Genomic DNA, 24690 nt, shown 5'->3' on the forward strand with positions numbered 1-24690 from the left:
TTCGCCCGGGGTTACAAGAGCTGAGCCCACGAGCTAACAAGCGGCTCCACTCAAATTACCATACCCCAGAAACGAAAAAACCGACATAGAATTAACTAAATCGGCTTAATCTGAATTTGGTAGCGGGGGCTGGATTGCGACCAACGACCTTCGCCTAGGGTTACAAGAGCTGAGCCCGACGAGCTACCAAGCTGCTCCACTCAAATTACCATACCCCAGAAACGAAAAAACCGACTTAGAATTAACTAAATCGGCTTAATCTGAATTTGGTAGCGGGGGCTGGATTTGAACCAACGACCTTCGGGTTATGAGCCCGACGAGCTACCAAGCTGCTCCACCCCGCATCAACGTGGCGCGTATATTATAGATGCTTACCCTAAACCACAAGCCTTTTTTCAGATTATTTTCAAATAGATAGAAAGCCGTACTTAAGCGCCATCTTCAGCTGCTTCTCTCAAAGCCCGTTCTCGGCGTATAAGCTCTTTTTGTAAACTTACGACTAACTCAGATAGAGCCATATGAGCTTTATCTGACAAACCTTCAAATTCAGCGCCACAACGACCTTTGCCACAGAATGAAACCTTTAAGCGCGGTTTTAAGCGGTATTTTTTATGCGTTTTAAAAAGGATAGCGACATCTTCTAAATAACCTGAAAAGGTTTGATCTGTCTTAAAAGCAACGCCCGTTGCAGAAATATCTAAAAGCTCAACCGTCGTCTCGCCAATCGTCATTTTAACCTGACCACTTGAAACAGCTCGAAAAGCTTGGCGGCGATTTTCCTCTTCAGAAAGTTCTATTTCTATATCGATCTTCACTGTGCTGCCCTTTTTTCAAGCACAAATTCTAAACGGCGGTTTTCTGCTCGCCCTCGTAAAGTAGCATTAGACGACACTGGCACCGAGTCACCATATCCCGTTGCCGTAACTCGATCCACCTCTAAACCACCCCGCACCATATACCGGAGCACATTGGTTGCACGTATAGCAGACAGATCCCAGTTTGAAGGGAATCGTGGGGTTTGGATAGGAATATTATCGGTATGACCATTAATGCTCAGCTTCAGATCAGGGTTTTTCTTTAATGTAAGAACCACTGAATCCAAAACCGTCATCATCTCTGTATTAAACTCAGCAGAACCTGACGGAAATAGGACATCCCCTTTAATTTTGATGGTCACTTTACCATCTTTAGGCGTTCCGACTTCAACCGCATCGGTAGCCGCAGCAATTTGAAATTGCTGATTAATTTCGTGAGTTAATTTAGTCAACTCCGAATCAATCGCGACGTTTTGGGATTCAGCTTCATTCTCATTTGGCTTTTCAGCTTCTTTCTCGGCAATGTCTGTCGCAGGGAGGGATTCTTCAATCTCCTCAGGTATCTCAGTTTTAACTGGAGCATTATGAGGCAGATCGATAATGCTATTAGCACCATCATCCCCCTGAAAGGCATCATTCAGCGATCTAATTGTTTTTTCAAAACGCTCAGCTTCGACACTCGATAGAGAAAATAACAACACAAAAAACACCAAGAGCAATGTCATCAGATCAGCAAATGTGTAGATCCAGCTTGCGCCCTCTTCTTCCTCTACCAGTGTTTTCTTAGAGTTCATTTAGATCTCCCGACTACTTTTTCTTGCCAATCGCAACTTTTTTTCGCTTAGCAGCAGGAATATAGGACGAGAGCTGTTCGTATACGTGCATATAATGATCATTAGTTAGTATGCTAATGCACCCTTCTCGTATAATTTCTAAGTTAGTTACTTCAAGCAAAGTTCTAGACTTAAGCTTCCCAGCAATTGGAAGGAAGACCATAGTTGCTAATAGAGAGCCGTAAAAAGTTGTTAATAGTGCTACAGCCATAGAAGGGCCAATCGCTTCAGGATTATCCAAAACGCTCAGCATTTGGATTAAACCAATAAGAGTTCCCAACATACCAAAAGCAGGCGAGTACGCTGCCATTTTTTTAAATACATCTTGTGTAGCATGATGACGAGATACTAGGGAGTCGATTTCGTTTTGAATTGTATTTCGAATAACTTGTTCTGAAGCAGCCTCGGCCAAGAGCATACATGCTCGTTTCAAAACAGGAGACGAGCTCTCGACATCACCCAGCTTTAACAAACCATGGCGGTGGCTAATACGACTTAACTCTAGCATCGTATCAATCATCTCCTGTGGATTTGTTTTATCCTGAGTAAAAACGATAAATGCACCTTTAAAAGAGTTAAGCACATCCTTAAATTGCACCGTCAGCAAAGTAGCAGCGATAGTACCGCCAGCAACAATCATCATGCCTGGGACATTCACAAATACATCTGCACTTCCCCCCATGACGATGGCAGAGATAATTAACGCTAGGCCCGAAATGATTCCCAACAGTGATGCAAAATCCATTAGATCTCTCTCTTTAAACTACGCATTACTAATGATCTGAGAGTACAATCTACACTCTCTTGAAACAAAGTACATTACATACCCATAAAAAACGTGCAGATACCTTCAACCTCATTAATTTCTTCGCCTCGTTGCTATATAGGCTTAACCCAATGGCAACATGCTGCATGGCAAGATAACTGCTTAGAACGAAGCAGCCATGTTCATGTACTACAGGCTTATGCACGCCATTTTAGTAGTGTAGAAGGAAACTCAACGTTTTACGGTTTACCTAAACAAAGTACCGTCGAACAATGGTATAAAGAGTCCTCAGAGCAGTTTCGTTTTTGCTTTAAGTTCCCTCAAGAGATAAGCCATCATAGACAACTCACCCACTGCCAAAAAGAAACACTGCAGTTTTTCGAGCGGCTCACTCCTCTACAAGAGAAACTGGGCTTACTCTGTATCCAGCTACCTGCAGCCTTTGGGCCTGATTCTCTAAACAATCTGGAAAACTACCTAAAATCACTACCCACCGATTGGCAGTATTCGGTAGAAATTCGTCATCCCGAGTTTTTCCAAAAAGGAGATGCCGAGCAACAGCTCAACCAGCTGTTGGTTTCTCAAAACTGTAATCGCATTAGTTTTGATACCCGTTCCCTGTTTGCACATCCTGCAGAGGATACGGTTAGCCTCAAAGCTAAAGAGCACAAACCTCAACTCCCTGTGCATGCTATTTCAACTGGGCAATCCCCTATGATTCGCTTTATCACACCTTTAGATTGGCAATGGGGAACCCCTTACCTTGATCCATGGATTAGTAAAGCGATCACTTGGATGAAACAAGGCAAAACACCATATTTCTTTTTCCACACACCAGATAATGCCGAAGCGCCGCAACTTGCCGCTTTCTTTGTGGAGAAGCTTGAAGCAGCCCTTCCCGGCTGTTGTTTATTCACACCATGGCAAGAACAGAATCGCCAACAAGACACACTGTTCTAAAAAGACTCTTCTATTTATCTTTGTAATTAAGGCGTTAGTTCTTTGTTTACTTAAACCTTATTGTCCCCAGCGACTATGGCTTTGTAATAAGTAAGCCAACTCTTCTGGCGTGGAGCTACGCCCAAGTACTTCATTACGGTGTGGAAAGCGGCCAAATCGCTCTATTTGCGCATGATGCTGGCAAGCAAAATCCAACCAGTTTTCTACTTGTAGTTTCTTTTCACCTGCCACTTCTAACAACATCTGCTCAAAACTACTGACACACAACTGTTGCATTTGAAGGTTTTCAGCATGCTCTAATGGCATATAGAAAAAGGTGCGTTCGACAAACTCTAATGCTTGATCATGCCCTTGAGTACGTCCACTTAGGCAAAGCTGCAAAGCCTGACTGTCGCCGGCAAAAGCGTCTGCAGAGCCTCGATAGATTGTACGGGTAAATTGATCTAACAATAGAATCAGTGCTAATCGCCCACGTGGTGTTTCCGCCCAAGCATCCAGTTCACCTCGTAAAGCCTGACGAACCTGATGCCCAAACAACTCAGTGATCAAACGATCATTTTCTGGTGATCCTGCCCACCATAGTTCCGAACGATCACATACAGTAAAGCCATCTTCTATTTGACCGAACCAGAAACCTAAAACTTCATCAATCTTTTCAATCATATAAAAATCAATAAGTTAAAATTACAGTTTTAAGGGTAGCCTATTTTTGGAAAAATCAGTCAAAACATCGCTTTTGAATAAAGAGCTCTTGATAGAAAAAACCTTGTACATAATCAATACCCAGCTTGATTGCTGTTGCTAAATCTTCAGCTGACTCAACCCCTTCCAATACAGTTTTTTTACCACTGACACGTGCAAAACCGATGACACTTTTAATCAACAACTGCATATTTTCAGTCAGATCATCACGCAACCAACTTCGGTCAAACTTGATATAATCCACTTCACTCAGGATGTTCATCGCAATCATACTGCCTGGTGCACCTACATCATCTAGTGCAATAGCAATCCCTTGCTTGCGCATCAATTCAGACACATCATTACTGATTTTGGCATCATTTACGTCGGTATTTTCGATCAACTCTATAACCAGATCAGTATTACCTTTAAGCAAATTCACCATCGCATTTTGGCCCGAACCATCTCCATCAGTGCATACAGAAAAGGCATGTGGATCAAGATTCAAGAATAGCGCCACACCCTCGGGACGATAACGCATCTGTAGACGCTTTAATTGCAACTCAACTTGCGCCAACATAAGAGGACTGTCGTGTAAAACCTGAAAAACATCTAAAGGCGGAATTGCTCGTCCATCTGCATGATAAAAGCGCGCTAACGCCTCATACCCCAGAATATCCCCCGTATGTGCATCTATTAAGGGCTGATATTCCACACCAAATCTTTGCTGCTCAACTAAATCCAACAACTCTAAGCTACTACCGCTGACAACATTCAAACTACAATTTAGCAAAGCATATATTCCAGAAATCTAAACAATAATCAGTATCAATTCGATTAACAAAGATAACAAATATTCAATAATTTCTCTAGCTTCACTGACAATAAATAGCCGCCAACAACAACGTGCACCTTGGTAAAGTTGATGGATATATAGAATACAAACAAAGGGATTACCCTATTTTCTTATCACGAGCGAACCGCTACATTAGTGGGAGACCCAAAGCTAATTAGGATCAAATTATGCAGCGTATCATTTTAGTATTAGTGATTGTTTGTATTGGCGTAGCTGGATATCTGTTTACACAGAAAGAACCTACGACAGATCAAGTTGAAACGACCGATATTCAAGCTTCTGCCTCGACACAACAGGAAGCCCGCCAACATATTGATCGTCTAACTTCGGGGCAGGAAAGCCCGATTAAAATAGAGCAAGCGAGTAATTTTGTAACGGCAGAGCAACTTCTTAAACTTCCCCCTGTAAAAACTTCAACGCAGGCAGAGATTCTGGCAGAAACCGGTAGTTCTCAAGGCAGTGAAGCAGAAGCAGAAGCCCAAGGTGAAACCTTTGCCGTGAGCAGTCATCTGAGCGTAATTAAAACCGGTAAAAGCGATAAAAAAACTAACGCCACTATCGCAGATACAGCCTTGGTCGCAACTCAACAGATCAAGCTGCTGGAGTTATTAGATGATCCAGATAACTCTGCACAGAAAGTCTACTTTATTCATGCCGTTAATGAGGGGGATGATGAAGGCTTATGGGGGATCATCCAACACGGCCTCATGCGGACCTTTACTGAAGGACTTTCTTTACCGGGACTGGGGGAGAAAGTATCAGTAGAGATTCCTAAAGACGCAGATGAAGCTTTAGGTGATAAACGTAGTTCCTTTTTAGGCCAAGTATTAAAAGCCAAAGTAGATCAAACCTATATCTACAACTATCAAAAAGGAATCTTAGGTGAGAACCCCAATTTAATTAAACCAGGTCAGCAGTTAGTTATTGTTACATTTACAGAGCAAGAGCTGATCGGTATTTACCACCACTTTATCAACCTGTAAGGCACTGCGATGATCGATTTATACACTTGGGGAACACCAAACGGGCGAAAGATATCCATCATGTTGGAAGCTCTTCGTCTTCCCTATCGAGTCCATCCAGTTAATATTTTCGAGAAAGAACAATTTGAACCTGTGTTTAAAGCGATTAGTCCAAATAGCAAAATTCCTGCTCTAGTCGACGATGAAGGTCCAAACGGCGAAACCGTCCAACTATTTGAAAGCGGCGCAATTTTAATTTACTTGGCTGAAAAAGCCGGTGAATTTATCCCCTCAGACCCACAAGCCCGCCTAGAGTGCCTACAATGGTTAATGTGGCAGATGGGTGGTTTTGGTCCGTTCTTAGGGCAAGCACATCATTTTAATCGCTTTGCACCTGATGCTTCAGACTATGCCAAACAACGCTACAACAACGAAGCCCAGCGCTTATGGCAAACTCTCGATACGCAGTTATCAAATAAACAGTTTGTGATTGGGGAAGAGCTTTCAATTGCAGATTTCGCCATCTACCCATGGGCTATGCGTTATGAGTGGCAACATGTAGATCCTGACAAATTTCCGTTTGTGAAAGCTTGGATGGAACGGATGGGCCATATTGAATTCGTCCAGAGAGGAATGCAGATTCCATGATCGCCAGCCGTATCATTGGCCATAGGGGGGCTGCGCATTTAGCTCCCGAGAATACTTTAGCAGGTATTCAGATGGCTGCTGAATGCGGTGTTACTTGGGTTGAACTCGACACCACTCTGCTCGGTGATTCTACGCCTGTTTTATTTCATGATGAGCATCTAGATCGCTGTACCAATCAGCAAGGACCATTAAGTGCTATAAGCTTAGATGCCCTTCCTCTACTGGATGCTGGCAGTTGGTTCCACCCAGAATGGGTAGATGAACCTATGCCACACCTTTCGGATGCATTAAGGCTTTGCCAAGAACTGCAACTGGGCCTGAATCTGGAGATAAAACCTTTCGATTTAGAGCCAGATATCGTTGCAGAAAGAGTCTTTGAGCAGATCAGCGTCTATTGGCAGGCCCCCGAGAAGTTGATTATCAGTTGTTACAACTTTGACCTGTTGAGCGCTTATAAGGCGCTAGACCCTCAAGCTCAGATAGGCCTGCTTTATGACCACCTACCAGAACTATGGCAGCTGAAAGCCGAGATGCTAGATGCAGTTAGCCTACATTGTGATGCTAACCTAATCACACAAAGTGATGTGCAAGTGATCAAACAAGCAGGGTACGAGCTCTATTGCTATACCTGTAACGACCCCACTCAAGCTGCGGTGCTTTTTGACTGGGGAGTTGATGGAATATTCACCGATAATCCGCCGTTAATGCGGCCCTATATCCCCTCGAATAATCTAAACAAAACCTGTGCTTCCCAGTAAAAAAAACCATAGTCAAACCAAACGGTTTTCGCGGTAATCCGTCAACGCTTGCTCAATCTCAGCCATTGTATTCATTACAAAAGGACCATACTGGACCACAGGTTCGCGAATAGGCTTGCCTGCCAAGATCAACATACGGCTATCACTTTGTGCTTTGATAACAACGCCTTTACCTTCAGAAAGCTCAGCTACTTGGTGTTGATCAATTAGCTCCCCAGCGACCTCAGCTTCGCCTTCAAAAAGGTAGATCGCAGCGTTATGGAACTCTGGCAGAGCCAACTCGATCTCCTTTCCAGCTTTAAGCAGCAGGTCACAATACATTGGTTCTGTAGCACTATTTTGAACAGGCCCTTTTAATGCTTGGCCTTCCAAATTTATTTCACCTGCCACAACTTTCAATTCATAACCTTCACCGATTAATTGTGGCACCTCTTCAGGTTCAATATTTTGATAAGAGGCCGGTTGCATCTTTTCTGCAGCGGGAAGGTTTATCCACAACTGAAAACCACGCATCACACCGTCTACCCGCTGAGGCCGTTCCTCATGGATCACCCCTCTGCCTGCTTTCATCCATTGCACACCACCCGCTCTTAGATCCCCTTCATTGCCCATATGATCACGATGGATCATGTGCCCATCCAACATATAGGTCACAGTTTCAAAACCACGGTGGGGGTGAGCTGGAAACCCAGCCAGATAATCATCTGGATTATCAGATGAAAACGCATCCAACATCAGAAAAGGATCAATACGAGTAGCTTCACTTCTACCTATGCTGCGCTTCAGTTTAACCCCAGCACCATCCATACTGTCTTTTGCTGGGATTATGCGTTTAATACTGCGCAGATTGTCTAACTTACTCATAATGCCTCCCGACCATGTGGTGCATTTAAATCAAATTCTGGACCCACTGAAATCACACCCGTCGGATTAATAGTACGATGGCTGCGGTAGTAGTGGTGCCTGATGTGATCCATATCTACCGTTTCCGCGATATTAGCCATCTGGTAAATCTCACGTAGATAGCCTGATAACGCTGGATAATCGACAATTCGACGTAGATCACATTTAAAGTGCGTCTCATACACAGGATCAAAACGGACCAAGGTTGTGAATAAACGCAGATCAGCTTCAGTAAATTGGTTACCCACTAAAAAGCGCTGTTGTGATAGACGCTCATCCAACTGATCCAAGGCTGTGAATAACTCCACTACGGCAGCATCATAAGCCGTTTGCGAGGTAGCAAAACCTGCTCGGTAAACGCCATTATTGACTTTGTCGTAGACCCACTTATTGGCCTCATCAATCTGACCGCTAAGGACTTCAGGATAAAAATCACCTTCCTTTGCGCCAATATCATCAAAAGCACTGTTAAGCATACGAATAATTTCGGACGACTCGTTATTCACAATGGTATTGGTCTGCTTATCCCATAAAACTGGAACAGTGACTCGCCCGCTATAGTTTGGCTCCGCTTGGGTATACACCTGATGTAAATAATCATGACCGAATAAGCTATCACCCGCGCTCGCCGCAAAATCACTCGCAAACGTCCAACCATGTTCAAACATGAGCGGGTGTACAACATCAACCGAGATATAATCCGTCAGCCCCTTTAACTCACGCATAATTAGTGTGCGATGCGCCCATGGACAAGCCAGAGAGACATAAAGATGATAACGACCTGCTTCAGCTTTAAAGCCTGCTTTACCACTAGGCCCAGCGCTACCGTCTTTAGTTACCCAGTTACGAAACTGTGATTCGTTACGAACAAATTCACCTTTATTGCTCTTAGTGTCATACCACTGGTCATGCCACTGTCCATCAATCAACAAGCCCATTGTGTATCTCCTTAATTAATGGATAGCAGCAATCTGCTGGTTAGCTTTGGCTAAAGAACTTTCGGCCAAATCACCCATGCTTAGCCCTTCAGCATAAATAACCTCACTCTCACTTAGGCCGATAAAGTTAAGGAACTGCTGCACAAAAGGGATCTGAAAGTCATGGCCCTGATCACGATATAGACCACCACGTGTAGCCAATAGGTAAACGGGTTTACTTGCAATCAAACCAACCGGTCCCTGCTCGGTATATTTAAATGTCACTCCTGCACGGGCAATCAAATCGAAATAAGCTTTCATCTGAGTCGGTACGCCAAAGTTATACATTGGTACGCCCATCACAATCTCATCTGCAGCTTTTAACTCTGTAATAAAGAGATCTGAGCGAGCAACAATCGCTTGCTGTTCCGCACTGCGCTCATCAGCCGGTGTCGATAATGCCGTCATAACAGCCGCATCAAGATGCGGAACATCTTCGGCAACCAGATCACGAACAATCACTTGGCCTTGTGGATGCTTCTCTAACCACTGCTCAATAAAGTTATCAGCCAACTGACTTGATTTACCGCCGTTACCAAAAATGCTGGATTTAATATGTAGTAATTTAGCCATCGAATTCACCTTAAAAATCTGTTCTTTCGTTCTTACAGATCTGTCTCTGTAACTGATGGAAACATTCTCTTATTTAATTAAGTGATTAAAAATAGCTATAATTCGCTCAATTTAATCGAAAAATTAGATAAATAATGCCTCAAGTTACTCTGGAACAATGGCAAAGCCTCATCGCGGTGGTCGAAAATGGCGGCTACGCAACCGCAGCTGAAGCGATGAACAAAAGCCAATCCTCCATCAGCTACGCGATTCAAAAGCTAGAGAGCACCCTGAGCGTACAAGCCTTTAAAGTCGAAGGTCGTAAAGCGGTTTTGACTGCCGCTGGAAAAACCCTCTATCGCAGAGCTCGGGTTTTAGTAGAAGAAGCGCAGCAGATGGAAAACTTAGCTAAACAGTTTTCAGAAGGCTGGGAGCCAGATATTCGTATCGCGATGGATGCCCTGTTTCCAGAATGGCTCATGCTAGATGTGATTGCTGAATTTACACAACAGAGTCCCCTAACCCGAATCGAGTTTATCGAAACGGTATTAAGTGGCACCGATGAAGCCTTACTCAGAAAAGAAGCTGATATAGTAATTGGATCACGTATACCTCCAGGGTTTATGGGCGACCCTATTTTAGATATCAGCTTTATAGCTGTAGCGACCCCAGAGCATCCTCTTCATCAACTTAACCGCTCTTTAGATCACAAAGACTTACGTCTGCATCGTCAGTTAGTGATTAGAGATTCGGGTAGCCGAGATGTAGATTCAGGTTGGCTTGGCGCTGAACAGCGCCTCACCCTAAGCAACTTTACCACCTCAATCGCCGCTGCCTGCCGTGGCTTAGGCTATGCTTGGTACCCAAGCCTTAAAATCGAAAAGGAACTAGAACAAGGGCTACTCAAACCGCTTCCTCTGAATGCCGGTGCTAAGAAAAGTGTTCAGCTAAATATGATCTACGCGGAAGGAGATTATGCAGGGCCAGCAACGAAGTTATTTGGAGAGTTATTACAAAAGCGCTTACAACGTTTGTAAGCGCTTATCGTCAAAGATAACCATCAAAGAGTTAGGCGATCACCACTCGATTTCGTCCCTGCTCTTTTGCTTGATATAAGGCACTATCAGCCTTCTTCATCCAGCTATCGAGTGAATCTGTAGTGTGCAAAAAACTCACACCAATACTCACAGTACGCGAAACCAGTTCGCCCTGCTCTGTTTTGATATGGATACTGTTTAAACGTTGTCTTAAACGTTGAGCCGCTTCTAATACTCGATCCTCATCTGCGCCTGTTAGCAGTACACCAAACTCTTCTCCGCCTAAGCGAAAGCCCGCATCATCATGCCGACAAAATTGGCTGATAGATTTACCAACTGCTGCCAGCAACAGGTCACCTTTATCATGACCAAACTTATCATTTACTGATTTAAAGAAGTCGATATCTAACATCAGCAACGCAGGAACTGGATCACAGTCATTATCCCAAGAAGTATCCATAACCTTAGGCATCATTTCAAAAAAGTAACGCCTGTTTAGAAGACCCGTTAATTGATCATGATTGGCCTTACTACGCCAGTCATCGCGATCTTTATGAACCTGTTGGAGTAAGTCCCTGTAGTCCTGACTCAATTTAAACAAGCCAATTGTCGCTAGCATCATACCTATAGGGTAAGCCGCATTCTCAATTAACTTTAACGTACCAACATGATCGAAAATAAACTCATCGAGTAAGTCAGCAGTATTAGCCATAGTGATGATGCCGAAACCACACAGTAAATAGATATAAGTCCTAAATCTCAGGCCCGCATAGGCGATCGTGACAATCCAAAATTGAACAAGGACTAATAGTAAAAGCTCCCCAGCAACATCCAGAATTTCTACTTCGGTAATCTTAGGAATTGCCCCTTCATAAGACAACGCAACCACAGCGACCGCCGCAGGGCACAGGAAGATAATACAGATGGAGATCCAAATTAAACGACTGCTTTCCAGTTTAATCAACGGACATTTTCTCTCTCAAAATGAAACAAAACCACACTGTTTGACAGTGCCCATATAAAGTCTAACAACAACCCCAAAAGACGAGCATGATAGGGGTCAAAAGAGGATTCAAAACTACTCATTTAACTGTGTAGTTTTTAATCAGACCTTTTGATAATATCTGCCGTTCTTTTTTGTACAACTTATCCCAAATTTCCGAGAAACCAATACGATGATGCCGGTTATCATTTTATTTTTTGCATTGCTAATAACCGAGAGCATTACATCTAAACTTATCTCGTCATTAAACCTAAATACCGAATATTACTGGTTCGAAGCAGCCGCCAATGCATCTATTCTTGCGCTTGTTTCGTTAATCATTCTTAGATTTATCTTCGCTTATTACCGTCAGATTCAACCTTCTGAAAAAGTTCGAGAGTGGTTGTTTCTTCAAGTAGGCCTCAGCGTTTTTGGAATCGAGCTATCTCTGACCCTACTGCAATCCATTATCAGTCTAGAACATTTAAACAACATTCTGCTGTTTGATTTTAAATCCCTAGCTTTCGCATCGATTAGTTCAATAGCGGTCTATATCTACGTGTTCTATCCACACGCAACTGCCTTTACTAGCTTCTTAAATAGAATCGAGATTCGCTATACAACTTCCTACCTGTTTGGGGTTTCTCTGCTACTGCTATTTCTAATCAATGTATTTCAAACACAGTCAGAAGACCTAAAAGATAAGATCATTAAAAACGAAGCCGAACAGCTCATTCTCATCGATAAAGCCCTCAGCTATCGTATCGCAGAAGCTGTGTTAGACACGCGCACCCTAGCTTCACAACCAGACTTTGTGAGACATCTATCTGGGAATGAAAACGCAGTTACTGAAGTCCAGTTAGAGTTTAGAAACATTGTTGATATCAAACATAGCTACGACCAGATTCGTTTTATTGATGAAAAAGGTCGTGAACAAGTTCGGATAAACAAAGGCCAACAGCGTACTGAGATTGTTCCTGAACAAGATCTGCAAAATAAGATAAACCGCTATTACGTCCCAGAAACAGGCAAACTCGATCACGGTAAAGTTTATATTTCACCATTAGATCTAAATATTGAACACGGTGAAATCGAGATACCACACAAACCTATTACGCGTATCGCGACACCAGTCAAAGACCCGCTGCAAAATCTCATGGGGTTAATCGTTATTAACCTCAATGCCAGCCATCTAATCCAGCATCTCGATGATGCTCAAAGCTTGAGTCAAGGAAAGATCATGATGCTCAACCAGGATGGCTACTGGTTACATGGGGAATCAAAAGAAAAGCTGTGGGCATTTATGTACGAAGATAATCAGCCCTCCCCTTTGCCAGTTCTAAATCCTGAACTTTGGCAAGCACTCTCAGATAAGCATATTGGCTCGTTAGAACAGAAGAACGGTTACTATGTTTTCCACCGAGTCTTACTAAGCCAAGATCAACGTATTGAACAGTTCGAGCAGAATGCAGGCGATTGGCCGCAATGGTTACTGATCACTTTTATAGACAAACAACTTGTTGCGCAAAAGAGTTTAGAACGACTTAACTTGATGATCATCATCAGTGCTCTGTTGGCGCTGGTCACAGGCGTAGGTACCTACCTTTATACTCGCTCGCAGTTAAAACGTACTAACGCTGAAAACAAAATCAGGCACATGGCGGAGCATGACCCTCTCACCGGTTTATATAATCGCCGTCACTTTATTCAAGAATTGGAGCGATCTCTTCTTCAAGCGCGTAAAGAGAAAACCTCACTGGCACTCTTCTATCTCGATTTGGATAACTTTAAACCGATCAATGATGACTTAGGCCATGAAGCCGGCGATGAGGCATTGATGCTTGTGAGTCACCGTCTTAGTCAAATGCTACGCCAAAATGACACCTTAGCAAGAATTGGCGGGGATGAGTTTGTCTTGATGATCCATAACCCGCAAAACCAGAATCAACTGGAAGAGATTGCCAACCGGATTATCGATAACCTAAAACACCCATTATCGTTAAAAGGCACACAATGCCAACTAGGTGTGAGTATTGGTATTGCGGTATCGCGCCACAATAGTGAAAGCCGGGATGATCTGCTAAAAGCAGCGGATATGTTAATGCTGGAGGCCAAAGCTAAAGGCAAGTCATGCTTCTGTATTGGTGAACTAGATAACCTCCAGAATCATAATCGAGAGACTCTTCACCAAGCAGGAAGCAAACTCTCTGGTTAATTCCACTCTTCTATTTATCTTAGAAACTCCGAAGCTGGAAGAAGTTTTGGAATAACGAGCTTAAGCTCTTTGACAATCACCTTATTCTCATCTCAAGACGGTAAACCCACCCGAATGACTACATCCTGATCGATTTATGTTGAGTTTATTGACTTGAGTCGGAGCAGAAATTTTTCAACATGATTAAATATTGTACAACCATTCAATAAATCGCTTTCTGTAAAAGCTGAAGTCGGAGCGAGCAGATGATCCAGACCCATTTAAATCAGGATAACCAAGAACTCACTATCTCCATTGGTGAACGATTCGATTACTCCATTCACAAAGCGTTTAGAGATGCATACAGAGATATCAAAACACCTAGAACCAATATCGCTATCAATTTGTCATCCACCAAATTTATCGATAGCTCAGCTTTAGGTATGCTCCTAATTGCCAAAGAGCATGTGGAAAACATCAACGGAAAAGTGACGTTAGTTCGTCCTTCTGAGACCGCACTGCGGATATTAAAACTGGCAAACTTCGATCAGTTATTCAAAGTTGTCTAAACAGATTTGATAGACCAATCTTTACCCACCCAAAAAAATCGAACACACAATATGGATGTGTGAACGATTTTCTCAAGATTCCTTAACTGCCTTTTCTAGTGTTTTAACCCGTGCTTTCGCCACAGATAATAAACAGCCGGTAACAGAATCAGCGTTAACACTAAAGCGCTGGCCATTCCGCCAACCATCGGCGCCGCGATTCTTTGCATAATTTCAGCACCAGTTCCTTCTCCATACATAATCGGTAACAAGCCTGCGATCACCGTAGCAACCGTCATCAAAATAGGTCTGACTCGCTTACCAGCGCCTTCAATGATAGCTTCCTGCAAAGCTTGAAGAGTGAGGCCTTCTGGCATCTCTCGACACTTTTCTTCATAGGCTTGGTTGAGATAGACCAGCAATATCACACCTATCTCGACCGCTACACCCGCCAAAGCGATAAAGCCTACGCCAACGGCAACAGAGAAGTTGAACTGGTTTAGATAAAGCATCCAAACCCCGCCTATCAGCGCCAATGGTAGTGTCCCTAAAATCATTGCCACTTCCGCAAATCGGCGAAAGCTAAGGTAAAGGAGAACCACAATGATGGCTAAGGTCAGAGGGATCACATAAGTCAGACGCTCTTTCGCACGGAGTAGATATTCATACTGCCCCGACCAGTTAATCGAATAACCAGATGGCAACTGGACTTGCTCAGCCACGATCTTTTGCGCATCAGCGACATAAGAGCCTAAGTCTCGTCCTTCAATATCGACATAAGTCCAACCATTAGGCCGAGCATTTTCACTTTTAATCCCTGGAGGCCCTGCCTCTATCGAAATATCAGCAACATCCGCCAAAGCGATACGTGCGCCTGTCGGTGTGACCAGTGGTAACAAACGCAGTTGTTCCACCGAATCTCGGTAAGCTTGTGGATAACGCACATTGATCGGATAACGCTCTAAGCCCTCAACGGTCTCGCCAACATTTTTGCCGCCAATAGCGCTGGTAATCACTAACTGAATATCGGCAATATTAAGACCATATCGCGCTGCTTTTTGACGTTGGATATCGACCTTAACGTAGCGCCCACCCGCAACACGCTCGGAATAAACAGATGAGGTGCCCTCTACATCCACCAGCACCTGTTCTAGTTGCTTACCTATGTCTTCAATTACTTTGAGATCAGGCCCAGCAACCTTTAAACCAACTGGGGTTTTAATACCTGTCGCCAGCATATCGATACGGGTTTTAATCGGCATTACCCAAGCATTGGTCAGTCCCGGCAATTTGACGATCTTATCCAACTCTTTGGTCAGTTTTTCGGTCGTCATTCCTTCACGCCACTGCTCACGCGGTTTCAACGTGATAAAGGTTTCGATCATGGTCAGCGGCGCTGGATCTGTCGCGGTTTCCGCACGTCCAATTTTGCCAAATACACGCTCAACTTCAGGCACCGTACGAATCAACTTATCCGTTTGCTGCAATAGCTCTCGTGCCTTACCAATTGAGATCCCTGGGTAAGTGGTTGGCATATACATCAGATCGCCTTCATCCAGAGGCGGTATAAATTCGCTACCGATTTTATTCACAGGCCAAAAACCAATCACCGTAACCGTCAATGCCAAAACAACGGTGAACTTAGGCCAATTTAGGACTAAACGAATCACCGGCACGTAGATCGCTTGGAGAATACGATTCACTGGGTTCTTACTTTCTGGAAGCACATTACCGCGGATACAGTACCCCATCAGAACCGGTACCAAGGTAATTGCAAACCCTGCAGCTGCGGCCATTGCATAAGTTTTGGTATAAGCCAAAGGCGAGAACATACGTCCCTCTTGTGCTTCCAAAGCAAACACAGGGATAAAGCTCATGGTAATGATCAACAGGCTGAAAAAGAGTGCTGGTCCAACCTCTGCAGACGCCTCAGCGATAACCTGCCAGCGGTTTTCATCTGTTAGCGGTCGACGCTCAATGTGTTTATGCACATTCTCGATGAGCACAATGGCACCATCCACCATGGCTCCGATGGCTATGGCAATCCCGCCCAAAGACATGATGTTGGCATTGATCCCTTGGTAATACATGACGATAAACGCCGCCAAAATCCCAATAGGCAGACTGATAATCACCACCAACGAGGAGCGGAAATGGAACAGAAACAAGGCACAAACAATAATAACTACGACAAACTCTTCTACCAGTTTCTCAAATAAGTTATCCACTGCTCGATCAATCAGGCCTGAGCGGTCATACACTGTGACGACTTCTACACCTTCAGGTAGGCTACGTTTGAGCTCTTCTAACTTAGCTTTGACTCCCTCAATCGTTGCCTGAGCGTTTTCACCAAAGCGCATCACGACCACACCACCTACAACTTCGCCTTCACCATCAAGTTCAGCAATACCACGGCGCATCTGAGGCCCGACTGTCACATCAGCGAGCTCTTGCAGTAATAGCGGCGTGCCTTGAGGGGTGGCACCCAGTGGAATATTTTTAATTGCTTCCAAGCCATCTAAATAGCCACTCGCTCTGACCATATATTCGGCTTCGGCCATCTCAATGACCGAGGCACCGCTCTCTTGGTTAGCGCGTTTGATCGCCAGATTGATATGCGACAGCGGTACATCGAAAGCACGAAGCTTTTCCGGATCTACTTTGACTTGATATTGCTTGACCATGCCACCGATAGGAGCGACTTCTGATACCCCCGATACCGTCTGCAACTCATACTTTAAAAACCAATCCTGAATACTCCGCAGCTGGGCTAAATCATGCTGTCCCGTGCGATCGACCAATGCATATAGGTAGACCCACCCCACCCCTGTGGCATCAGGCCCAAGCTGCGGTTTGGCACTATCAGGTAGAGACGAGCTAACTTGGCTGAGATACTCTAATACTCGGCTACGCGCCCAATAGAGATCTGTTCCTTCGTCAAAAATCACATAAACGTATGAATCCCCGAAGAATGAGAAGCCACGTACTGTTTTTGCGCCCGGTACCGACAACATCGCCGTCGTCAGTGGATAAGTGACCTGATCCTCAACCACTTGTGGTGCTTGGCCGGGATAACTAGTTTTAATAATTACCTGAACATCGGAGAGGTCTGGAATCGCATCAATCGGCGTGTTTTTGACTGCATAAGCCCCCCAACCAATTAAGATCACCGTCGTCAGCAGAACAAAAAAACGATTGTGTATCGACCAATAAATTATCCCTTTGATCATAGTTTACCCCCAGGGATACTTTCTGGGGCTTTAGGGCGCGGCAATATAAAATCCGTTAACTGCAAGTCGCTCATATTGGCACCGCGTAAACGGATTTGTAACGAGCCAGCATTACGTAAAGCTTCTAAATCTAAGGATTCATCAGCTTTAACCTGCATCAACATAGCATCCTGCTTCCACTCTCGAATCGCTTCATGTCTGATCGTTAAGAGGCGTGATTCAAGATTGATCTCTTCAACTGTTGCGCCAACCCACACTTCATCAATCAGCCCCATGGCCGGTGGTGTCAGGCGTAAGAAATCAGAACTGATACTGGACTCGGAATCGAGCATAAACTGAGCCGATGTAACGACTTTATCCTCTGGAAATAAACCCTGAATAATTGCGGTGCGTCCAGCCATACTTGGACCGGTTTTAACTTCAACCGATTTATATTTACCCTCTCCCAAAGCCAGAACAATACGATCTTGATCGCCGGTTTTGATGACGGCTGTATCTGACACATTCAGCATAGGTTTGGTCGGTGCCGACTGAATAGTGATCTGAGCAAACATATCCGGTTTAAGTAGCAGGTCAGAGTTATCGAAACGTAAACGGACATTCAACGTTCGTGTTTTTTGATTAACCGTCGGGTAAACATAGTCAACCTGGCCGCGCCAGATTTTCCCTGGCATAAACGCTAAGGTCATTTCGGCCACATCGCCCTTCTGTACGGCGCTGCCTTGACGTTCATATAGTTCTGCGGTCACCCAAACCTGATCTAAAGGCGCGATCGTCAATAAACGGCTATTGGGCTTAATATAGGTACCTCTACGCAACGAGATCTGATCGATATACCCTGATACGGGCGCATAAACAGGTAACTTTTGGAGAGGCTGCCGCTGTTTATTTAAAGTTGAGAGCACAGTCTTAGATACGCCCAGCGCGACCAATTTACTTTCACTGGCATTACGTAAAAAACGATTACCGCTGCGTAAGGCTGCTAAATACTCTTCCTGAGCATTCACCAATTCAGGGGAATACACCTCATACAATAGCGATCCTTTTTCAACATATTCACCTTTGACGCTGACCTTAACTTGCTCAACCCAACCAGAAATACGTGAATGGATATCGGTCACTCTCTCCTGATCAACCCCGACATAACCCACGGTTTTTAATTGCGCTTGCAACGGACTAAACAAAACCGCTTCTGTGCGTACAGAAAGATTGTTTTCAACCTCCGGGGAGATTGAGATTGTCCCCGGAGAATCACCACCCGCTAGATCCTCTTCATAAACAGGTACTAAATCCATCCCCATAGGAGAGAGACCTGGTTTATCGCGTTTATAGTTTGGATCCATCGGTGCAACCCAATACAGAGGCTGATCATTTGCGGCGGTTGAGGAGCCAGCGTTATCGGCTTTTTTCTGAGACAGAAAGTAGCCGGCCGAAGTCCCAATTAATAAAGCTCCTATTGTTAGCACAGCCTTATTCATTGTTCATACCTCCTTGAGCTGGATGAGCGTTGTTAATCACTATTGGGTCTTCACCTGCAAAGTAGAAATTCACCTTCGCTGTCGCCATTGCTACCTGATGTTGCAGAAGGATCTGTTGCTGTTGAGCTTCGAGTTCTTCCATAGCTGCAATAGATACAACTTTAAAACCAGACTCCGCTGATGCGTATGCACGCAATGCCGATTTTCGTTTGGCTGATAACTGCTTTAAGTAGGCTTGGTTGTAGATGGCTAAGCGCTGTTCATAGCCTTGTAGATTAGCTTTAGCTATGGCTAATTCGGCTCTTAACTCACGCGCTTTAAGTAGGTAAATCGCTTTACTGGCTTCCCGCTGCTGTACTGCAGCACGATGATGCTGATCTTGACGCTTTTCAGGGAACAGCGGCAGATCCATGGTCACAGCGACACTAAACAGATCCGCTCGGTCACGACCATTTTCATGATCAGCGCGATAACCATAATTTGCATCGAGTTTGAATGCAGGTTTATAAGCCTGGTCCGCTATCTCAACCGCTTTATCCTCAATCGCAATGTTCTTTTTCAGAATCTGAATCTGAGGATGTTGTAAGATCGATCGATCTTGCTCTGCCTGTGTAATCTTGCCTGAAAAAAGTAAGTCTAGATCAAACCCCGTAGCGATAGATTGATCAAAAGATTCAACCGTCAACCACTGCTGTAATGAACCTTTTTGGACTTGAATCATCTGCTCTAACTGCAGCATGCGGTCTTTCAGTTGCGTAAGTTTTACTTCAGCATCCAAAACCTCATGACGTAAGGCTTTACCCGAGCGGTAATTAGCCCGACTCACTGCTACCAGTTCATTAAAAATATGCTGTTTAGCTTTGAAATGTGTCAACTGCGCTTTTGATTGATGCAGTTTTAGCCACGCCTGAGAGACATTAAGTTTCACACTAGCAGCACGCAGTTGACGTTGTAGCGGGCTTTTTGCCGCTTTTTGCTGCCACTGCTGTTGTGACAACGCCAAGCTGTTACCCCTAGGAAATTGTTGTGAGACACCTAGCTGTAACTGAGTCATGTTCTCTTGTTGGAAATCAAAACTATCTGTTGGCAAATTTGCCAACCCAAGCCTTAATTTCGGATCAGGCAATTGAGCACTCGCGATCGCTTTAGCACGTAGTGCCTGCTCCTGATGCACACTGCTTTGATTCCAATGATCAGAACTAAGAGCATTCTGAATAGCAGAATCCAAACTCAGTTCTGCTTGAGTAATGCTGCTGAAAGTCAGCAGACTAATGATAAATAATGGGGATAAACGCATAGATCCTGTCCCGTTGATACATCAAAACACCACCGAAATAGGCGGTAACCGATATAAAAAGGGTCAGGAAATTAATTTAAGAAAACAGCCTGTTGTAGGTGCAGCCTCGGCACACCGGAGAAACGACATCGTTCCCTAACAAAGGAATAGCCGTAAGAAAGCTTATATGCTGTTACCAGCAAGATACTGAACAGCACAACAACACCTGATAACAGGTATTGCAAGAAAAAGGTCATATCAGGAATGGCATCAGCAACCGGATCGACAACTGGATTGATACTCCAGTCACAACTTTTCGGCTGACCATCACAATGGGCTAAAGATGCATTTTTAGCAGGCTGATCAGACGACATACCCGTATGCATACTGTGATCTGAATGATTAGATCCGACTAAAGCTGCATTCGTCGATAAGCTGACAGAGGGTGTGCTATCCGATGAGGAACTAGCAAATAGATTGGTACAAACGCCAACGGAGCAATACAGCACAAAAAACAGCAAGCTAAACGCTGCTATCAATCTGCTCTTTTTGCTAATGGGGTAAGCCGTTTGCATTTAATATTCCAATCTCAATTTGGGGTCACTTTAACCTAAACAGGAGGATCATTCTATAGAGAGCAATTTAACTAAAAAGTTCCTAACCAAAATACTTACTCTCAATGGAGTCTTTCAGATAAGAGCTACGCAGACTTTTCGGTGGCTGAGGCCTTTCAATATAGAAACCTTGAAAAACATGACAACCGACTTTATTCGCCATGATTAGCTGCTCTTTAGTTTCTACGCCTTCTGCAATCACGCGAAGGTTATAAGCCTTAGCGATATTGATCACAGCTTCGACAATACATTGGCTTTTGCTGTTTTCACCCAACTCCTGAACAAAGGAGCGATCAATTTTCACTATATCTATAGGCAGATCCTTTAGATAGCTCAATGACGAGTAACCCGTGCCAAAATCATCTAGGGCGATTTTAATACCTAAATCTCGAATCTTTTGTAAGCGGCTAACAGCAAACTCAATATTTTCTACTGCAACTGTCTCAGTTATTTCCAAACAAATATTTTTAACATCAGCTCCAGCTTGGGTAATCGCCTCTTTCAACGCTGGAATCATGTCAGCTTGATAGAATTGCAACGGACTTATATTGATCGACAAGTACCAACCTTCTCGCCAAAAACCACTCTTTTTCCATTCCACTATCTGCCTAGAGCATTCCCCTATCAGCCAATTACTGACAGGAACAATCATGCCACTGACTTCTAGACTCGGAATAAACTCTATTGGTGGCACTAACCCACGCTCAGGATGCTGCCAACGGATCAATGCTTCAAAGCCAAATACTTCACCACTCACATCCACCAAAGGTTGAAAGTGAACACGGAACTCCTCTCTCTCTAACGCACAATGCAGCTGATTTTCCATATTTTGCTGCTTTTCCACAGCTGCCGTCATGGTGTGATGGTAAAAAGCATAACCATTTCGACCACTCTCTTTTGCATGATACATAGCGGTATCTGCAAAGCGCATAAGGTCATCAATTCCTTTGTCAGCAAGTGGATAAAGCACAATACCTATACTCGCGCCGATACGAAGCTGATGTTGTTTAACCTCTATAGGCTCAGCCAGCAGCTCTAACAGTTTTTCACAGACATGCTCGATGTCTTTAGTCACTTCATCTTCGTTGCCATCAAAAGACTGCAGCAGGATGACAAACTCATCTCCGCCTAATCGCGCGACCGTATCACTGGCTCGTACTTGTTTAGTCAAAATATCCGCTACCTTTTTCAGTAGCTGATCCCCGACACTGTGCCCTAAAGAGTCATTAATCGTTTTAAAGTGATCCAAATCGATAAATAACAAACCATTACATTTACCATTACGCTGACTATTCGCCAAAGAGAGCTCTAAACGGTCATTGAGCAGAGTACGATTAGGAAGCCCTGTCAGACTGTCATGGTTTGCCATATGGCTTATATGGTCCTGAACCATCTTCTGTTCAGAAATATCTGTCGCAGCAAACAACACGACAGGTTCGGAAAAATACTCAAACGGAGCGGCCTGCACAGTAAAGTGCATGGTTTTTCCACTTTTATGAGTCCAAGTAAAGTCACTAATTTCTGCTTCAGTTTGATGTACTTCAACACATCTACGAATCGATTCTAGCTCGGCAACCTCTTCGATATAGGGGTGGAGTTTTAATAAAGCATTGCCAGCGATTTCCTCTACAGGCATCTCATAGAATTCGGCAAACTGGCGATTTGCAAACAGAATATCACCACTTTTATTGATCGCCATGATCAACTGCGGCACCTGGTTGATTAGTTGAGCGAGACGAGCTTCACTCTTAGATAAAGCTTGATGACTCTCCTTAAGTTCATGCACTAAGTTGTGAACGGTAGAGATAAACTCATTACCGGCATGATTCAATAAGCCTAACTCAGTATCTTTATGAACCTCAGGGACATGTAGTTTTATCCCCTTCCTGTCGTCATTTAAGTCGACACTCGCGAACTGACTCGCCAACCTGGCCAAAGGTTTAGTTAATACAGCATGGAAAATCGCAATCAGGCAGATGGCAAGCAGTACATTACGCACTAGACCAGCAATAAAAATGGTTAAAGCGCGCTCAAAGAAAGGTTGAAACGCTTGGTCTTTATTGACGACGACCTGTAGCTTGCCAGGTGCAATATCGACAAAGCCAGGGGCTTGAAGATCAAGTGTATAGGTTTTATGGGCACTGGAGATTTTTTCCGTGAGCCACAGCGTAGATGATTTCTTTACAGGATCAGGGACCACCTGTGATGCCAGTACTTCGCCTAATTCATCCGAAATTTTGACCTCAGCAATAAACGAATATTGCATCAAACCAAAAACAACTTCTTTAGCGAGTGTATGGTCTAGAGTATGAACAGCACGGGTAGCAGGAGGTTTGCTGGCATTGAGGATTTTATGGATAGTTTGGTCAAACTGGCTATCTTGCAGATGGAAATCTTCCAACACTTGCGCAGTCGTCAAAACTAAGCCAATGACAAACGCCATAATGACTGAATATTTGGCCAGCCTAAAAGCTAATCTTTGTTTAACTTTGAAAACTTCTGTCATCCAGATTCCACTGTCTTAACTCTTGCCAGTGAACAAACTCCCTTAATTAGCCATTATCAGCTTAAGAGCCCTCACTTCAGCATAGAATAGATATACTGCTTTAACGTCTTTTTTTATGTTTTTGACGCACTTCTAAACAAGACTGTATAAGACTCGGATCGCGCTCAAACATCCATGGATGCGTAAGACTTAGGAACAGACTTCAAATTTCAATGTTGTGATTTAGTAACTTCCTAGTTAATGCTTCATCTAACTGTAATAAATCTTCATCCTGGATTTCAATACAAGCACAATTATTTGCTTTTAGAAGCTCTTTTTTACGCATCTTAGCAGATAGCTCAGTAGCTGTTACCTGATCTCCCCAATATTCGACATAAAGATGATGCTGAGGCAGATAGAAATCAGCATAAAGCGTTTCAGGAAACGGCAGACGGCGCTTATAAGCATGTGCTAATCCAGAGAAATATAGCCAATTATCAATTAAACGCTCAGCTTCATTTGCAACTTGATGACCATCACAACAGCGAAGCTCTATATCATTTAAACCCGTCTGAACTTCTTCGACCCAATCGATCAACACTTCATGATCTAGAGTTGAATCAGACCATAAAACATAAGGTACACCCGTGGATCTGTTTTCCCGTTGATGAGCACCATTTTTTTCACCTAACGAAGTTACTTGCCAACCTTTTTTATTAGCGCGAATCCAAGCCATCTCTTGAAGAACCTGCTCCATGGCAATACGACTCAGTGAAAAGTGCTTACTTAATTGGGAGAGGCTGAGTAAACCAGCATCGGGACTGGATAACGCTTTATGCTCCGCAACCTCCCTTGGCCATATAATGTATCGACCAAATTTCTGACTTTCACGATACTTACCACCTTCAAACTCACCCTTAGTCGTTAGTTTCCACGCCTCATTTTGACGCTCAATCCATCCTAAGGTTTCTAACTCAGCAAACATCTGCTTCGTTGTTTTCTTGAGTGCCTTAGCTAAGGCGGAAGTCGATAAAGTTGCAGGTATTTCAGACATTCGATTATCCAGACCAATTTTAGGCGGCTAACATGTTTAAAACATTATGACAGTAAAAGCACTCTAAAATCGCTTTATAAC

At 43.8% G+C, this 24690-nt stretch carries 22 protein-coding genes and 1 tRNA gene; 7 read left to right on the plus strand and 16 right to left on the minus strand.

All coding sequences use genetic code 11. From position 1 onward, the window contains the following. Positions 1–267: 267 nt before the first annotated feature. The 4 genes from ACMXYU_RS12555 to ACMXYU_RS12570 form a co-directional block, all read right to left on the minus strand. A tRNA-Met gene (locus ACMXYU_RS12555) sits at positions 268–344 on the minus strand. A gap of 84 nt (positions 345–428) precedes the next feature. Then, entirely contained in the window at positions 429–815 is a 387-nt protein-coding gene (locus ACMXYU_RS12560; protein ID WP_415898944.1) for a PilZ domain-containing protein, read from the minus strand. Next, a complete protein-coding gene (locus tag ACMXYU_RS12565) occupies positions 812–1609 on the minus strand; it encodes a flagellar motor protein MotB (RefSeq protein WP_415898945.1) in 798 nt (265 codons plus the stop codon). The genes ACMXYU_RS12560 and ACMXYU_RS12565 overlap by 4 nt, the downstream gene beginning before the upstream one ends. Positions 1610–1622: 13 nt before the next feature. Next, complete coding sequence (locus tag ACMXYU_RS12570) at positions 1623–2393, minus strand: motility protein A (RefSeq protein ID WP_415885474.1); 771 nt, start codon at positions 2391–2393, stop codon at positions 1623–1625. A gap of 93 nt (positions 2394–2486) precedes the next feature. Here ACMXYU_RS12570 and ACMXYU_RS12575 point away from each other — a divergent pair, with 93 nt between their 5' ends. Further along, positions 2487–3374: a DUF72 domain-containing protein gene (locus tag ACMXYU_RS12575; RefSeq protein ID WP_415898946.1), complete on the plus strand. Its 888-nt coding sequence runs from the start codon at positions 2487–2489 to the stop codon at positions 3372–3374. A 57-nt stretch (positions 3375–3431) separates the two neighbouring features. On the opposite strand, the gene ACMXYU_RS12580 is transcribed toward ACMXYU_RS12575, so the two are convergent. Next, positions 3432–4037 carry a DUF924 family protein gene (locus ACMXYU_RS12580; protein WP_415898947.1) on the minus strand — a complete coding sequence of 202 codons (606 nt, stop codon included), beginning with the start codon at positions 4035–4037 and terminating at the stop codon, positions 3432–3434. Positions 4038–4092: 55 nt separating this feature from the next. Next, positions 4093–4848, minus strand: a complete 756-nt coding sequence (locus ACMXYU_RS12585) for an EAL domain-containing protein (RefSeq protein ID WP_415898948.1) — start codon at positions 4846–4848, stop codon at positions 4093–4095. Between the two features lie 230 nt (positions 4849–5078). Here ACMXYU_RS12585 and ACMXYU_RS12590 point away from each other — a divergent pair, with 230 nt between their 5' ends. The 3 genes from ACMXYU_RS12590 to ACMXYU_RS12600 are packed head-to-tail and all read left to right on the plus strand — an operon-like array spanning position 5079 to position 7279. Beyond that, positions 5079–5894: a hypothetical protein gene (locus ACMXYU_RS12590; protein ID WP_415898949.1), complete on the plus strand. Its 816-nt coding sequence runs from the start codon at positions 5079–5081 to the stop codon at positions 5892–5894. Positions 5895–5903: 9 nt separating this feature from the next. Next, a complete protein-coding gene (locus ACMXYU_RS12595) occupies positions 5904–6521 on the plus strand; it encodes a glutathione S-transferase family protein (protein ID WP_415898950.1) in 618 nt (205 codons plus the stop codon). Then, positions 6518–7279, plus strand: coding sequence for a glycerophosphoryl diester phosphodiesterase (locus ACMXYU_RS12600; protein WP_415898951.1), 762 nt, complete (start codon positions 6518–6520; stop codon positions 7277–7279). Before ACMXYU_RS12595 ends, ACMXYU_RS12600 begins: the two co-directional genes overlap by 4 nt. 12 nt (positions 7280–7291) lie before the next feature. Here the strand turns inward: ACMXYU_RS12600 and ACMXYU_RS12605 are convergent, their stop codons facing one another. From ACMXYU_RS12605 to ACMXYU_RS12615, 3 genes are read right to left on the minus strand one after another with little or no spacing between them, the layout of a single operon-like run. Next, positions 7292–8143: a pirin family protein gene (locus tag ACMXYU_RS12605; protein WP_415898952.1), complete on the minus strand. Its 852-nt coding sequence runs from the start codon at positions 8141–8143 to the stop codon at positions 7292–7294. Continuing rightward, positions 8140–9120, minus strand: a complete 981-nt coding sequence (locus tag ACMXYU_RS12610; protein WP_415898953.1) for a glutathione S-transferase family protein — start codon at positions 9118–9120, stop codon at positions 8140–8142. Before ACMXYU_RS12610 ends, ACMXYU_RS12605 begins: the two co-directional genes overlap by 4 nt. Before the next feature lie 15 nt (positions 9121–9135). Continuing rightward, positions 9136–9732, minus strand: coding sequence for an FMN-dependent NADH-azoreductase (locus tag ACMXYU_RS12615; protein ID WP_415898954.1), 597 nt, complete (start codon positions 9730–9732; stop codon positions 9136–9138). A gap of 134 nt (positions 9733–9866) precedes the next feature. On the opposite strand from ACMXYU_RS12615, the gene ACMXYU_RS12620 reads away from it, so the two are divergent. Beyond that, a complete protein-coding gene (locus ACMXYU_RS12620; RefSeq protein ID WP_415898955.1) occupies positions 9867–10748 on the plus strand; it encodes a LysR family transcriptional regulator in 882 nt (293 codons plus the stop codon). Between the two features lie 31 nt (positions 10749–10779). Here the strand turns inward: ACMXYU_RS12620 and ACMXYU_RS12625 are convergent, their stop codons facing one another. After that, on the minus strand, positions 10780–11712 hold the full coding sequence (locus ACMXYU_RS12625) for a GGDEF domain-containing protein (RefSeq protein ID WP_415898956.1): 933 nt from the start codon (positions 11710–11712) through the stop codon (positions 10780–10782). A 211-nt stretch (positions 11713–11923) separates the two neighbouring features. On the opposite strand from ACMXYU_RS12625, the gene ACMXYU_RS12630 reads away from it, so the two are divergent. Continuing rightward, complete coding sequence (locus tag ACMXYU_RS12630; RefSeq protein ID WP_415898957.1) at positions 11924–13945, plus strand: diguanylate cyclase domain-containing protein; 2022 nt, start codon at positions 11924–11926, stop codon at positions 13943–13945. Positions 13946–14190: 245 nt separating this feature from the next. Further along, positions 14191–14493: an STAS domain-containing protein gene (locus ACMXYU_RS12635; RefSeq protein WP_415898958.1), complete on the plus strand. Its 303-nt coding sequence runs from the start codon at positions 14191–14193 to the stop codon at positions 14491–14493. Positions 14494–14588: 95 nt separating this feature from the next. On the opposite strand, the gene ACMXYU_RS12640 is transcribed toward ACMXYU_RS12635, so the two are convergent. From ACMXYU_RS12640 to ACMXYU_RS12665, 6 genes are all read right to left on the minus strand, one after another. Further along, on the minus strand, positions 14589–17702 hold the full coding sequence (locus ACMXYU_RS12640) for an efflux RND transporter permease subunit (protein ID WP_415898959.1): 3114 nt from the start codon (positions 17700–17702) through the stop codon (positions 14589–14591). Beyond that, positions 17699–19180, minus strand: coding sequence for an efflux RND transporter periplasmic adaptor subunit (locus ACMXYU_RS12645; RefSeq protein WP_415898960.1), 1482 nt, complete (start codon positions 19178–19180; stop codon positions 17699–17701). Before ACMXYU_RS12645 ends, ACMXYU_RS12640 begins: the two co-directional genes overlap by 4 nt. Beyond that, positions 19173–20477 (minus strand): TolC family protein, encoded by a 1305-nt coding sequence (locus tag ACMXYU_RS12650; RefSeq protein ID WP_415898961.1) that lies wholly within the window; start codon positions 20475–20477, stop codon positions 19173–19175. Before ACMXYU_RS12650 ends, ACMXYU_RS12645 begins: the two co-directional genes overlap by 8 nt. 71 nt (positions 20478–20548) lie before the next feature. Next, entirely contained in the window at positions 20549–21031 is a 483-nt protein-coding gene (locus tag ACMXYU_RS12655) for a hypothetical protein (protein WP_415888976.1), read from the minus strand. An 82-nt stretch (positions 21032–21113) separates the two neighbouring features. Next, complete coding sequence (locus ACMXYU_RS12660) at positions 21114–23576, minus strand: putative bifunctional diguanylate cyclase/phosphodiesterase (RefSeq protein WP_415898962.1); 2463 nt, start codon at positions 23574–23576, stop codon at positions 21114–21116. A gap of 202 nt (positions 23577–23778) precedes the next feature. Next, positions 23779–24609 (minus strand): hypothetical protein, encoded by an 831-nt coding sequence (locus ACMXYU_RS12665; RefSeq protein WP_415898963.1) that lies wholly within the window; start codon positions 24607–24609, stop codon positions 23779–23781. Between the last annotated feature and the right edge of the window lie 81 nt (positions 24610–24690).

The organism is Neptuniibacter sp. QD48_11 (genome assembly GCF_047778095.1).
Classification (GTDB): domain Bacteria; phylum Pseudomonadota; class Gammaproteobacteria; order Pseudomonadales; family Balneatricaceae; genus Neptuniibacter.

Bases quoted from the DNA above. Each gene is read 5' to 3' on its own strand.
- ACMXYU_RS12635 (WP_415898958.1), top strand. From the start codon at position 14,191: ATGATCCAGACCCATTTAAATCAGGATAACCAAGAACTCACTATCTCC.
- ACMXYU_RS12630 (WP_415898957.1), top strand. From the start codon at position 11,924: ATGATGCCGGTTATCATTTTATTTTTTGCATTGCTAATAACCGAGAGC.
- ACMXYU_RS12615 (WP_415898954.1), bottom strand. From the start codon at position 9,732: ATGGCTAAATTACTACATATTAAATCCAGCATTTTTGGTAACGGCGGT.
- ACMXYU_RS12650 (WP_415898961.1), bottom strand. From the start codon at position 20,477: ATGCGTTTATCCCCATTATTTATCATTAGTCTGCTGACTTTCAGCAGC.
- ACMXYU_RS12595 (WP_415898950.1), top strand. From the start codon at position 5,904: ATGATCGATTTATACACTTGGGGAACACCAAACGGGCGAAAGATATCC.
- ACMXYU_RS12590 (WP_415898949.1), top strand. From the start codon at position 5,079: ATGCAGCGTATCATTTTAGTATTAGTGATTGTTTGTATTGGCGTAGCT.
- ACMXYU_RS12660 (WP_415898962.1), bottom strand. From the start codon at position 23,576: ATGACAGAAGTTTTCAAAGTTAAACAAAGATTAGCTTTTAGGCTGGCC.
- ACMXYU_RS12645 (WP_415898960.1), bottom strand. From the start codon at position 19,180: ATGAATAAGGCTGTGCTAACAATAGGAGCTTTATTAATTGGGACTTCG.
- ACMXYU_RS12610 (WP_415898953.1), bottom strand. From the start codon at position 9,120: ATGGGCTTGTTGATTGATGGACAGTGGCATGACCAGTGGTATGACACT.
- ACMXYU_RS12600 (WP_415898951.1), top strand. From the start codon at position 6,518: ATGATCGCCAGCCGTATCATTGGCCATAGGGGGGCTGCGCATTTAGCT.
- ACMXYU_RS12665 (WP_415898963.1), bottom strand. From the start codon at position 24,609: ATGTCTGAAATACCTGCAACTTTATCGACTTCCGCCTTAGCTAAGGCA.
- ACMXYU_RS12580 (WP_415898947.1), bottom strand. From the start codon at position 4,037: ATGATTGAAAAGATTGATGAAGTTTTAGGTTTCTGGTTCGGTCAAATA.
- ACMXYU_RS12620 (WP_415898955.1), top strand. From the start codon at position 9,867: ATGCCTCAAGTTACTCTGGAACAATGGCAAAGCCTCATCGCGGTGGTC.
- ACMXYU_RS12605 (WP_415898952.1), bottom strand. From the start codon at position 8,143: ATGAGTAAGTTAGACAATCTGCGCAGTATTAAACGCATAATCCCAGCA.
- ACMXYU_RS12570 (WP_415885474.1), bottom strand. From the start codon at position 2,393: ATGGATTTTGCATCACTGTTGGGAATCATTTCGGGCCTAGCGTTAATT.
- ACMXYU_RS12655 (WP_415888976.1), bottom strand. From the start codon at position 21,031: ATGCAAACGGCTTACCCCATTAGCAAAAAGAGCAGATTGATAGCAGCG.
- ACMXYU_RS12640 (WP_415898959.1), bottom strand. From the start codon at position 17,702: ATGATCAAAGGGATAATTTATTGGTCGATACACAATCGTTTTTTTGTT.
- ACMXYU_RS12565 (WP_415898945.1), bottom strand. From the start codon at position 1,609: ATGAACTCTAAGAAAACACTGGTAGAGGAAGAAGAGGGCGCAAGCTGG.